General features: G+C 69.0%; 7 protein-coding genes. 4 read left to right on the top strand and 3 right to left on the bottom strand.

Annotated features, from left to right (window positions below):
* Positions 1 to 56: 56 nt before the first annotated feature.
* The gene (locus AC3WLB_RS01980; protein WP_022896395.1) at positions 57 to 686 is read left to right on the top strand and encodes a TetR/AcrR family transcriptional regulator; all 630 of its coding nucleotides are present in this window, start codon (positions 57 to 59) and stop codon (positions 684 to 686) included.
* Between the two features lie 92 nt (positions 687 to 778).
* Here AC3WLB_RS01980 and glgP read toward each other — a convergent pair whose 3' ends face one another.
* Positions 779 to 3,397, bottom strand: coding sequence for an alpha-glucan family phosphorylase (gene glgP, locus AC3WLB_RS01985; RefSeq protein ID WP_492502800.1), 2,619 nt, complete (start codon positions 3,395 to 3,397; stop codon positions 779 to 781).
* A 186-nt stretch (positions 3,398 to 3,583) separates the two neighbouring features.
* Between glgP and AC3WLB_RS01990 the strand changes: the two genes are divergently transcribed.
* Positions 3,584 to 5,641, top strand: a complete 2,058-nt coding sequence (locus tag AC3WLB_RS01990; RefSeq protein ID WP_492502802.1) for an alpha-1,4-glucan--maltose-1-phosphate maltosyltransferase — start codon at positions 3,584 to 3,586, stop codon at positions 5,639 to 5,641.
* The gene (gene glgB / locus AC3WLB_RS01995; protein ID WP_492502804.1) at positions 5,641 to 7,857 is read left to right on the top strand and encodes a 1,4-alpha-glucan branching protein GlgB; all 2,217 of its coding nucleotides are present in this window, start codon (positions 5,641 to 5,643) and stop codon (positions 7,855 to 7,857) included. The genes AC3WLB_RS01990 and glgB overlap by 1 nt, the downstream gene beginning before the upstream one ends.
* 433 nt (positions 7,858 to 8,290) lie before the next feature.
* On the opposite strand, the gene AC3WLB_RS02000 is transcribed toward glgB, so the two are convergent.
* Both AC3WLB_RS02000 and AC3WLB_RS02005 read right to left on the bottom strand, forming a co-directional pair.
* Positions 8,291 to 9,259 (bottom strand): co-chaperone YbbN, encoded by a 969-nt coding sequence (locus tag AC3WLB_RS02000; protein WP_492502806.1) that lies wholly within the window; start codon positions 9,257 to 9,259, stop codon positions 8,291 to 8,293.
* Positions 9,256 to 11,079: a DUF8094 domain-containing protein gene (locus AC3WLB_RS02005; RefSeq protein WP_492502808.1), complete on the bottom strand. Its 1,824-nt coding sequence runs from the start codon at positions 11,077 to 11,079 to the stop codon at positions 9,256 to 9,258. Before AC3WLB_RS02005 ends, AC3WLB_RS02000 begins: the two co-directional genes overlap by 4 nt.
* A 181-nt stretch (positions 11,080 to 11,260) precedes the next feature.
* On the opposite strand from AC3WLB_RS02005, the gene AC3WLB_RS02010 reads away from it, so the two are divergent.
* Entirely contained in the window at positions 11,261 to 12,316 is a 1,056-nt protein-coding gene (locus tag AC3WLB_RS02010) for an AI-2E family transporter (RefSeq protein ID WP_022896702.1), read from the top strand.
* The last annotated feature ends 3 nt before the right edge of the window (positions 12,317 to 12,319 follow it).

Below are 12,319 nucleotides of genomic sequence, written 5' to 3' on the forward strand. Positions count from 1 at the left end.
GGTAATCGGATGATTACAAGAGCGACTATAAGTAATCGACTGATACCATGTCAAGCATGACCGAGAGCGATGGCGCGAAGAAGTCCCGGATGCCCGCCGACGAACGGCGCGCACTCGTGCTCGACGCCGCCAGCACGGTCTTCGGCAACGCCGGGTATGCGGGCGCGACCACCGACATGGTGGCGCGCGCCGCCGGGGTCAGCCAGCCCTACGTCGTGCGCATGTTCGGCACGAAGGAGCAACTCTTCCTCGAGGTGCTGCACCGGGCGCTCGACCGCATCATGACGGCGTTCCGCGCCGCGATCGCCGGCGACCCCGCCGTGCCGGTGGGGCGCAGGCTCGGCAACGCGTACTTCACCCTCACCGCCGACCGCAGCATCCTGCTCAACCTGATGCACGCCTTCGTGCTCGGCGCCGACCCCGTGATCGGCGAGCAGGCGCGCTGCGGCTTCATGGACGTGTACCGGTTGCTCCGGGAGGAGGCGGGGATGTCGGCCTATGAGGCATCCGAGTTCCTGGCGGGCGGCATGCTCGCGAACGTGGTGCTCGGCGTGCGGCTGTTCGACGACTACGCCACCGACCCCGCGGTGCGGGAACTACTCGGTGCGATCTTCCCCGAGAAGCTCGACCTCATCCGCCAGGGGCACCCGCCGCTGCCGCCCGGCACTCCCCCGCGTTCGGCGTGACGAATAAGTACCGAAATGAGGAGGACCGACGCCCTATACGGGGTCGGTCCGCCTCATTTCGGGAGAAACTCGTCAGCACCCGTCAGCACCCCTCAGTGCGCGACGGCGATGAGCCCCATCTCGGCCGGCGAGGCGAGGTTCGCGTGCTTCGGCACCACCCGCACGGTGTACCCGAACGAGCCGGCCCGCGAGAGCTCCACCGTTCCCGAGTAGACGAGCGGCGCACCGTCGGAAGCGGGAGCGGCGGCCGCAGCGCCTGCGGCCCCGTCGGCGCCCGATACGGCGGCAGCGCCCGCGTGCGGCGTCGTGAGCGCCACGGTCGCCGCGTCGGTGAGCTCGTCACCGTGCAAGGCGTGCCCGTACACGACCTCCACCGCGACGTCCTGCGGCGACAGACCGCCGAGCTGCACGTGCGCGCGAACATGCAGCGTGTCGCCCACCTGCGGTGTGTCGTCGAGCCCGCCCGACTCCACGTGCACGACGGAGACGCCCGGCCAGTCGGCCCGCACCCGCTCCTTCCACGCCGCGAGCTCGCGCGCCGCCTCGTGGTCGTCGCCCACCATCACGCGCTCCGCGGCAGCGGCCGGGATGTACAGCCGCTGCACGTACTCGCGCACCATGCGCTCGGCCGAGAGCTCGGGCGAGAGCGTCGCCAGGGTGTGGCGGATCGACTGCAGCCAGTGCTGCGGGATGCCGTCGGCGTCGCGGTCGTAGAACCGCGGCGCGACCTGGTTCTCCATCAGGTCGTAGAGCGCCTCGGCTTCCAACGAGTCGCGCTCCTCGGCGTCGCCGGCGGAGTCGGCGGTGGGAATGGCCCAGCCGTTCTCGCCGTCGAAGTACTCGTTCCACCACCCGTCGAGGATGGAGAGGTTGAGCCCGCCGTTCAGCGCCGCCTTCATGCCCGAGGTGCCGCAGGCCTCGAGCGGCCGCAGCGGGTTGTTCAGCCACACGTCGGTGCCCGGGTAGAGCACCTGGGCCATGCCGATGTCGTAGTTCGGGAGGAACACGATGCGGTGCCGCACCTCGGGGTCGGCCGCGAACTGCACGAACTTCTGGATGAGCCGCTTGCCCTCCTCGTCGGCCGGATGCGACTTGCCGGCCACCACGAGCTGGATCGGCCGCTCGGGGTTCAGCAGGATCGACTTCAGCCGCGCGGGGTCGTGCAGCATCAGGGTGAGCCGCTTGTAGGTCGGCACGCGCCGAGCGAAGCCGATGGTGAGCACCGACGGGTCGAGCAGGGTCTGGAACCAGGCCGGCGGAATGGAGTCGGGGTTCTGGTCGCGCCACGCCTCGGTGACCCGGCGTCGTGCATCCTGCACCAGCTGCCGGCGCATGTCGCCGCGCACGGCCCAGAGATCGGCGTCGGTCACCGCGTCGGAGCGCCAATCGGCGGCCGTCGTGTCGCCCGTACCGAGTTTCGTGCGGGCCAACTCCTGCAGCAGCGGATCGGTCCAGGTGGGGGCGTGCACGCCATTCGTCACCGAGGTGATCGGCACGTCCGCTCGGTCGAAGCCCGGCCACAGCCCGGCGAACATGCCCCGGCTGACGGCGCCGTGCAGTTCTGAGACACCGTTGGCCCGCTGGCCGAGCCGCAAGCCCATCACGGCCATGTTGAACACGTCGGGTGACCCGCCGTCGTAGTCCTCGGCGCCGAGCGCCAGCACGGCGTCGACGTCGAGCCCGGGGAGCATGTCGGTGGAGAAGTAGCGCTCGACGAGCGAGCGCTCGAAGCGGTCGATGCCCGCAGGCACCGGAGTGTGCGTCGTGAACACGGTGCCGGCCCGCACCACCTGCAGCGCCTCGTCGAACGAGAGGCCCTCGCCGATGAGGTTCGAGATGCGCTCCAGGCCGAGGAACCCGGCGTGGCCCTCGTTGGTGTGGAACACCTCCGGCATCGGCGAATCGGTGAGTTCGGCGAGCACTTCGAGGGCACGGACGCCGCCGATGCCGAGCAGCAGCTCCTGCAGCAGGCGGTGCTCTCCTCCGCCGCCGTAGAGCCGATCGGTGACGCTGCGCAGGTCGTCGTCGTTGTCGGGGATGTCGGTGTCGAGCATGAGCAGGCGCACCCGGCCCACCTGGGCCTGCCAGATGCGGGCGTACAGCGCGCGGTCGCCGGGCAGCGCGAGCACGATCTGCGCCGGCGTGCCGTCGGCCAGCCGCAGCACCGACAGCGGCAGGCCGTCGGGGTCGAGCACCGGGTAGCTCTCCTCCTGCCAGCCGTCGCGCGAGATGGCCTGGGTGAAGTAACCCGAGCGGTAGAACAGGCCGACGCCGATGATCGGCACGCCGAGGTCGGAGGCCGCCTTGAGGTGATCGCCGGCCAGGATGCCGAGGCCTCCCGAGTACTGCGGCAACGCGGCGGCGATGCCGAACTCGGGCGAGAAGTAGCCGATCGAGGCGGGCCGTGCGCCGTCGAGCCCCTGGTACCAGCGCGGCTCGCTGAGGTAGGCGTTGAGGTCGTCGCGCAGGCTGTTCGCCCAGGCCACGAAGCCCGGGTCGGCCGCGAGCTGCTCGAGGCGCTTCGGCGAGACGGCGCCGAGCAGTGCCACCGGGTCGCCGAGGGTCGAGCGCCAGTCGTCGGGTGAGATGTGGGCGAAGATCTGCCGCGTGGGCTCGTGCCACGCCCAGCGCAGGTTGGCGGCGAGCTCTCCGAGCGCCTGGAGCGACTCGGGCAGAACGGATCGGACGGTGAACCTGCGGATCGCCTTCACGCGTGTGTCTCCTTCATCGGCGCGGTGCGCCGGTCGAACAATCACCGCCGGGTGCAGACGACGGCCCCGCTAGCCTATGGCAGTCCCGGTTACGGGGGTATGAACGGATGCGATACGCGCGGATGCCGGTGACGCCGAGGGCGCGCAGACCGTTGCGCGGCAAGGCAGAGTCGGTAGGGTCGGACTGTGGCAGCGACTCAGAACGACCAGGCGGCGGCACCCTTCCAGCCCGCGGTAGGACGCATTCCGATCCTCGAGATCTTCCCCCAGGTGGAGGGCGGCCGATGGCCCGCCAAGGGCTACGTCGGCGAGGTCATCCCGTTCGGCGCTCTGGTGTTCCGCGAGGGGCACGACGCGGTCGGCGCGCACCTCGAACTCGAGGCACCCGACGGCACCCTGATCGATCGGCCACTCGCCCGCACCCACGACTGGGACGACGAATGGCGCGGGCTCGCCCAGGTGACGAGCGAGGGCGACTGGCGCTTCCGCATCCGCGGGTACTCGGACGACTTCGCCACCTGGGAGCACAACGCCACCATCAAGATCAACGCCGGCATCGACGTCGAGCTGATGTTCGCCATCGGCGCACAGCTGTTCGCCCGCCTCGCCGGCGAGGCCGAGCGCCCCGCCGCCGACCGCGAGCTGTTCGCCCGGGTCGCGGCCGAACTCGCGCAGACGGCGGGCCCGCCCGCCGAGCGGCTCGGCCTCGCCTACGGTCCGGCCGTCGCCGCGGCACTGCACCAACGGCCCGCCCAGAGCCTCGTCACCCACTCCGACTGGCTGCCGCTCCGGGTCGAGCGCACCCGTGCAGGCTCGGGCGCCTGGTACGAGTTCTTCCCCCGCTCCGTCGGCGCCAAGCAACTCGCGGGCGGTCGCTGGAAGAGCGGCACCTTCCGCACGGCCGCCAAGCGTCTCCCGGCCGTCGCGGGCATGGGCTTCGACGTGCTCTACCTGCCGCCCATCCACCCCATCGGCGAGGCGTTCCGCAAGGGCCGCAACAACACGCTCGACCCGCAGCCCGGCGACCCGGGTTCGCCCTGGGCGATCGGCGGCGCGGCCGGCGGCCACGACGCCATCCACCCCGACCTCGGCACCGAGGCCGATTTCGTGGCGTTCCTCAAGGCGGCAAAGAAGGTCGGCCTCGAGGTCGCGCTCGACTTCGCCCTGCAGGCCAGCCCCGATCATCCGTGGGTGAAAGAGCACCCCGAGTGGTTCACCACCCTTCCCGATGGCACCATCGCCTACGCCGAGAACCCGCCGAAGAAGTACCAGGACATCTACCCGATCAACTTCGACAACGACTCAGCGGGCATCCGCGCCGAGGCGCTGCGCATCCTCGAGTACTGGATCGGGCTCGGCGTCAAGATCTTCCGCGTCGACAACCCGCACACCAAGCCGCTCGAATTCTGGGAGTGGCTCATCCACGAGGTGAACGCCGCGCATCCGGAGGTCGTCTTCCTCGCCGAGGCGTTCACCCGGCCCGCGCCGATGCAGGGGCTCGCGAAGGTCGGGTTCCAGCAGTCGTACACCTACTTCACCTGGCGCAACACGAAGGCCGAGATCGAAGAGTTCTTCACGAGCCTCGCCGAAGAGACGGATGCCTTCTTCCGCCCCAATCTCTTCGTGAACACCCCCGACATCCTCACCGAGTTCCTCCAGTTCGGGGGCATGCCGGCGTACCGCATCCGGGCGGTGCTCGCCGCCACCGGCGCCCCGACCTGGGGGGTGTACTCGGGCTACGAGCTGATCGAGAACGTCGCGCGCCCGGGCGCCGAGGAGAACATCGACAACGAGAAGTACGAGTACAAGGCCCGCGACTTCGCCGCGGCCGAGGAGGCGGGCCGCTCGATCGCGCCGGAGATCACGCGCCTGAACGAGATCCGCCGCGCGCACCCCGCGCTCGGTCAGCTCCGCAACCTCCGCTTCCACGCCAGCGACGACGACTCGATCGTGGTCTACTCCAAGCATCTCGACGGCGAGTTCACGCCCACCGGGGTCTCCGACACCATCATCGTGGTGGTGAACGTCGACCCGCACTCGGTGCGCGAGACCACCGTGCACCTCGACCTCTCGCTCCTCGGTCTCGCGGCCGACTCGAGCTTCGAGGTCACCGATCTGCTCTCCGGCAACGTGTGGCAGTGGTCGACCCACAATTACGTGCGGCTGGATGCGTTCACCCAGCCCGCGCACATCCTCCACCTCACCCCGGGCTCCGGCCTGCAGCACGAAGGCGGCGCACACTGATGGCCACACCCGACGGCACCCTCGCCCTGGCACTCCCGGAGTTCTCGGAGGAGGTGCTGCAGCGCGTGGCGAGCGGCTCGTACTACAACCCGCACGAGGTGCTCGGCCAGCACCTCGTGAACGCGGCCGGCGTCTCGGACCCGGTCACGGTCATCCGCACGCTCCGCCCGCTCGCCCGCGAGGTGAGCGCGGTGCTCGCGAACGGTGCGCGCGCCCAGCTCACCCACCTCTACGGTGGCATCTGGCAGGGCGTCACCATCACCGGGCTCACCGACTACGTCATCGAGGCGCGCTACGACGACGACGCGGTGTGGACCGCCGACGACCCCTACCGCTTCTCCCCCACCCTCGGCGAACTCGACCTGCACCTCATCGGCGAGGGCCGGCACGAGAAGCTCTGGCAGGTGCTGGGCGCCCGGGTCGAAGAGAAATGGGGCACGGATGCGCCCTCGGCCGGCACCGCGTTCGCGGTCTGGGCCCCGCACGCCAAGGCGGTGCGCGTCATCGGCGACTTCAACTCGTGGAACGGCGTGACCCACGCCATGCGCAGCCTCGGCGGCACCGGCGTGTGGGAGCTGTTCATCCCCGAGCTGACCACCGGCGGCAACTACAAGTTCGAGATCCTCACCCAGAACGACCAGTGGGTGCGCCGCGCCGACCCCATGGCCCGCTACACCGAGATTCCCCCGCTCACCGCTTCGGTGATCGGCACCTCCTCCTACGAGTGGTCCGACGGCGAATGGATGCGCGAGCGCGCCGCCACGAACCCGCACACCCACCCGATGAGCGTCTACGAGATGCACCTCGGCTCCTGGAAGCTCGGCCTCGACTACCGGTCGGTCGCCGACGAGCTCATCCCCTACCTGCAGCACACCGGGTTCACGCACGTGGAGTTCATGCCGCTCGCGGAGCATCCGTTCGGCGGGTCCTGGGGCTACCAGGTCACCTCGTACTACGCCCCCACCTCGCGGTTCGGGCACCCCGACGACCTTCGGTACCTGATCGACCGGCTGCACCAGGCGGGCATCGGCGTGCTGATGGACTGGGTGCCGGGCCACTTCCCGAAAGACGAGTGGGCGCTGGCGCGGTTCGACGGGGAGGCGCTGTACGAGCATCCGGACCCCCGCCGCGGCGAACAGCCCGACTGGGGCACGCTCGTGTTCGACTTCGGCAACTCGAAGGTGCGCAACTTCCTGGTGGCGAACGCGCTCTACTGGCTCGAGGAGTTCCACATCGACGGGCTGCGCGTGGACGCAGTGGCGTCGATGCTCTACCTCGACTACTCCCGCAAAGACGGCGAGTGGCTGCCCAACATGTACGGCGGGCGCGAGAACCTCGAGGCGATCAGCCTGCTGCAGGAGGTCACGGCCACGGCCTACAAGACCAACCCGGGCATCGTGATGATCGCCGAGGAATCGACCTCGTGGCCGGGCGTCACCCACCCCACCGATCGCGGCGGGCTCGGGTTCGGCATGAAATGGAACATGGGGTGGATGCACGACACCCTCGACTACATCGAGAAAGACCCGATGTACCGTTCGTACCACCACGGCGAGATCACCTTCTCGTTCCTCTACGCCTTCAGCGAGAACTTCATGCTGCCGATCTCGCACGACGAGGTCGTGCACGGCAAGGGCTCGCTGCTGCAGAAGATGCCGGGCGACCACTGGCAGAAGCTCGCGAACCTGCGCGCTTACCTCGGCTTCATGTGGGCGCACCCCGGCAAACAGCTGCTCTTCATGGGGCAGGAGTTCGGGCAGCCGTCCGAGTGGAGCGAGGAGCGCGGACTCGACTGGTGGATTCTCGACCAGCCCGTGCACCAGCAGCTGCTGTCGCTCGTCGGGCAGCTGAACCGGGTGTACCGGGAGAACCCGGCGCTGTGGGCGCTCGACAACGAACCGGCGGGCTTCGAGTGGATCGACGGCGGCTCGTCGTCGCAGAACCTCGTGTCGTTCCTGCGCTGGGATTCGGAGGGCAACCCGATCGCGATCTTGATGAACTTCTCGGGGCAGCCCGTGGGGCCGTACCGGGTGGGCCTGCCGTTCGGCGGACGCTGGGATGAACTCGTCAACACCGACGCGGTGGAGTACGGGGGGTCGGGCGTCGGCAACTACGGGGCGGTCGAGGCGGAGTACGTGCCGTGGTCGGGGCGGCCCGCCTCGGTGGAGTTGACGTTGCCGCCGCTGGCTGCTCTGTACTTGCGGCCTGCACGGTAGGGGCTACTTGGGGCGGGGCGCGAAGGGCGGCGGGTTTCGCACTCCCGCCTAGGGGTTGAGCGGAGCTCAAAGGCGGCGGGAGCACGAAACCCGCCGCCCTTCGCTTCGCTCGGGAAAAGGTTGCCCCAACGAAGTACTGGCGGGACGTGCAACTTGTGCCATTGCACCCACGAGGTACTGGCGGGACGAGCATCGTGTGCCGTTGCGAACACGAGCTACGCGGGGACGAATAGCTCCCGACAGTTTTTCGGGAAGAAGCTCTGGCGCGATGCAATGCTGCGGGCCGTACTCGACGACCCAAGGTGAGGGTGTGGCCGAGGGGTGCGACCGCAGGCCGCGCCCCTCGACCGCGCCCTCACATGTCGCGTCGCGCCGGTCAGGGACCGGCGCGACCCGGGCTGCCCGAGCGAAGCCCGGGCCGCCCGGCAACTAATCAGTACAACAACCCCGTGAGCCGCCGGCGCGCAGCCACAACCCTCGGGTCATCGGTACCCACCACCTCGAAGAGCTCGAGTAGGCGCGTACGCACGGCGTTCTTGCCTGCCTGGTCCTGTTTCGGGAAGAGGGTGAGCAGGCGGTCGAAGGCGTCGTCGACGTGGCCGCCGGAGACGTCGAGGTCGGCGACGAGGAGTTGGGCATCCAGGTCGTCGGGGTTCGCGGCGGCCGCTGCCCGGATGTCGTCGAGCGACTTGTCCTGGAGGCGGGCGAGCAGGCTGACCTGGGCGAGACCGGCGACCGCGAGGGCGTCGCGCGGGTTCTGCGCGATCGCGGTCTGGTACTCCTTGATGGCGGTGGCGTAGTCGCCCTGCGCGATGGCCTCGTAGGCTTCGGCGTGGTGCGGCGGCAGGGGCTCCTCGACGGGTTCCGCGGGCTCGGCGTTCGGGTCGGCGCCCTCGACCGTCACCGTTCCGGTGACACCGTTCTGGGCGGCCAGCTGCAGCACCTGGTCGATGACGGCCCGCACCTCCTGCTCGGGGTAGCTGCCCTGGAAGAGCGAGACCGGCCGGCCACCGACGAGCGCGGCGACCGTGGGCACCGACTGGGCTTGGAACGCCTGCGCGAGCTGGGGGTTCGCTTCGACCTCTACGGCGACGAGCACCAGGCGACCGGCGTAGCTCGTCACCACCCGGGCGAGAACGGCGCTCAGTTCCTTGCTCTGGTCGGCCCAGTCGGCCTTGAGGTCGACGATGACGGGAACCTGGTTCGAGAGCTCGATGAACTGGGTGAAGTTCGCGTCGGTGCCCTCGAGCACGAGCGAGGGCACCACGCCCGCCGCTGCGCCCGGCACGCCGCCGGCGACACCGCCGCCGGCACCGGGCGTTCCCGGGGCGGGCCGGTTCACGAGCGATGACAGGTCGACTGCGCCGCGCAGATTGGCTGCGGAAGGCGGGGGCATGCTCACGGCAACTCCTTCGCTTGAACGAGCCCCTGCGAGAATCCGAGGAGCTCAGCCTTACCGGGGTCTCCGAATGGAGGGATGTAGAACAGCAGCTGGTAGCCGTAGGTGGCCTCGACGCCCTTGGCCGTCTCGGTGATGCCCGACAGCGCCTTGACGGCACCCTCGGCACTCACGGTCGCTCCGGACTCGATCGGCTTGGCCGTCTCGGATTCACGCAGGTCGACGGCGACCAGCGCGCCCGAGTCGCTCGTGGCGAGGGCGATGCTCTGCCCGGTGCCGGCCACCTGCCCGAAGTCGATCGTGGCCGACGAACCGATACCGCTCTTCTTGGCGTTCTTGTAGTCGGCACCGACCTGTGTGCGGAGGGTGTCGCCGGTCGCATCGATCTTGTCGTTGTACTGACTCGCGTCGCCCACGCTGAGGATGTCGGCGTAAGCCGTCTTGAGCTGATCGGGTGTCATGGTCAGCAGCTTCGTGTCGAGCGGCAGGCGCGTGGTGCCGACGCTCGCGGCGGCCACCGGCGGGAGGCTCGTGTCGGGCTCGAGGGTGATCTCGTAGTACACCTTGTAGTTCGACCGCGGCGTCTCCTGCACCAGCATCAGGGCGACGGGCGGCACCGAGGTGTCCTGGCCCTGCACGATGGTGAAGACCGACTTCGGCCACGAGTCGGTGGCCTGGGGCAGCACGACCTGCAGCGGCCCGGACGGGATGGCCTGCGGGGCGGGGTACTCGGGGTACCCAGCGCGGATCGCGTAGGTCGCGGAACGCAGTTCGAGGGCGGGCCCCGTGAAGCGCTCGGCCAACTGGTCCTTGTTGCTGGCCGCGTCGGCCTCGGCCGTGACCGAGGAGATCTGGCCCACGATCTCCTCGAGCTGCGCCTCGGTGACGGCGGGGATGGGGGTGTCGTCATCGTCGTCGACCGCTGCCGGGGCGTCCGGGTCGGGTGTCGCGGTGGCGGCGGCCGTCGCTCCGGGCGCGGGCGTGGCGGCAGCCGTCGAGGCGTCGGTGGGCGACGTGGCCGCCTGGGGCCAGTAGTCCGACGAGCATCCGCTCAGTGCGAGTAGCGACACCAGCGCGACCGGCACGGCGATGCGCGGGGCGATCGAGCGGCGCCCGCGCTTCATGCCGGACTCGATGCCGTTCGTGCGGGAAGCCGAGAAACGTTTGCCCTTGGGCAGCGCCGGAGGCTTCCGCCGGGGCCGCTGTGAGCGGCGCATGTGCAGCAGACCGAGCACGAGCAAGACCAATCCGGCGAGGAGGAAAGCCACGCCTGCCACGATGAGCGGGCCGACCCAGGGCGTGGCGTTCGCGATGGGCCAGGAGAGCCGGATCTGTGTGGGGGCCGGCTGGGTGCCGTCGGATGCGACGATCACCGAGTAGCCGGCCGGCAGGTTGACCGTGCGGTACATCGCGTCATCGGCGGTGAACTGCTCGAGCCACAGATCGCTGTTCGCCGGGTTGGCCGAACCGCTCGCCACGTTGTCTGCGGCGTCCGGGTTCGCGGCGACCGTCGTCGAGCTCAGCTCACCGTTGTCGGCGTCGTAGCCGATCTCGGCGTACTCCGAGCCGTCGAGCCAGGCCTTGACGTCGGCGGTGCGGCCGTAGGCGGCGAACACGGTGTCGCTGCCGGTGAGCACGATTGTCTGTTTGCCGGCGTGCGCGGTGAGCGCTGACGAGTCGATCATCGCGTACGCCTCGTCGCCGTCGAGCGTGACGGTGGAGGCGATCGTGCTCGGCGGGAGGAACACGGTTCGTTGCGCGACGCCGACGCCGATCAGCGCGGTTGCGATGATGAAGGCGAAGATGGCGAAGATAAAGCGCACGGAGACTCCTGATAGGGACATTAAAAGATAGCCGATCCCGCCGACACCCTCCCACAGCTGACGTCCAGGCGGCATTCACCACGACACGCTCCCCCGGCGAGGCGATACCGGATCGTGACCTCCCCGCCCCCTTAGGATTGAGCAACGCCCACCCGGACGACGCTTTCGAGGGAGCTATGCCGTGAAGATCCAGAACGCGTTCACCCTCGGCCTCGTCGCCACACTGGGTGTCGGTGTCGGCCTCTTGATCATTGGGGCCGTGACCTCTCTGGCGACCATCCTCACCTACATCGGGGTGGCCATCTTCATCGCGCTCGGCCTCGATCCGATCATCTCCTGGCTCGAGCGCAAGCACTGGCCACGGTGGCTGGCGATTCTCACCGTTCTAGTGGCTGTTCTGGGCGTCTTCACAGGCCTCGTCTTCGCGGTGGTGCCGATCATCGTCGAGCAGACCTCGCAGTTGATCACCGTGGTGCCGAACCTCATCAACCAGGTGCTCGACCAGAACTGGCGGAACGCGGCCACCGAGCAGCTCGGCGGGTTCATCGACGTCAACGAGGTGTACAACGCCGTCATCGGGTACTTCCAGGATGCCGGTAACGTCACCGCTCTGGCCGGCGGCGCCCTGCAGGTGGGCATCGGCATCGCGAGCGGGGTGTTCGGCGCGATCATCGTGCTAATCCTCACCCTCTACTTCACGGCGTCGCTGAACGGCATGAAGCGGGCGGTCTACCGCCTGGTGCCGGCGTCCAAGCGCGAACGCTTCGCCGACCTCAGCGAGCAGGTCACCGGTGCCGTTGGTCGCTACGTAGTGGGGCAGATCAGCCTGGCGCTCATCAACGGGGTGCTCAGCTTCATCTTCTTGTCGATCATCAACGCCCCGTTCTCCGCGGTGCTGGCTTTCCTGGCCGGCATGCTCTCGCTCATCCCCCTCGTCGGAACGCTCTCCGGCTCGGTCATCATCGTGCTGGTCTGCCTCATCCCCGGGCTCGGCTCCCCGCTCACCGCGCTCGTGGCCGGCATCTACTACATCGTCTACATGCAGGTGGAGGCGTACCTCTTGAGCCCGAAGATCATGAACCGGGCGGTCTCGGTGCCCGGCTCGATCGTGGTGATCGCGGCTCTGGCCGGAGGCACCCTGCTCGGCGTCCTGGGCGCGCTCATCGCCATCCCGATCGCGGCGTCGTTCCTGCTCATCATCAAGCAGGTCGTCATCCCCATCCAGAACGAACGCTGAGGC

Source organism: Herbiconiux sp. FW305-C-125 (assembly GCF_058783455.1).

Bases quoted from the DNA above. Each gene is read 5' to 3' on its own strand.
- AC3WLB_RS01980 (WP_022896395.1), top strand. From the start codon at position 57: ATGACCGAGAGCGATGGCGCGAAGAAGTCCCGGATGCCCGCCGACGAA.
- glgB (WP_492502804.1), top strand. From the start codon at position 5,641: ATGGCCACACCCGACGGCACCCTCGCCCTGGCACTCCCGGAGTTCTCG.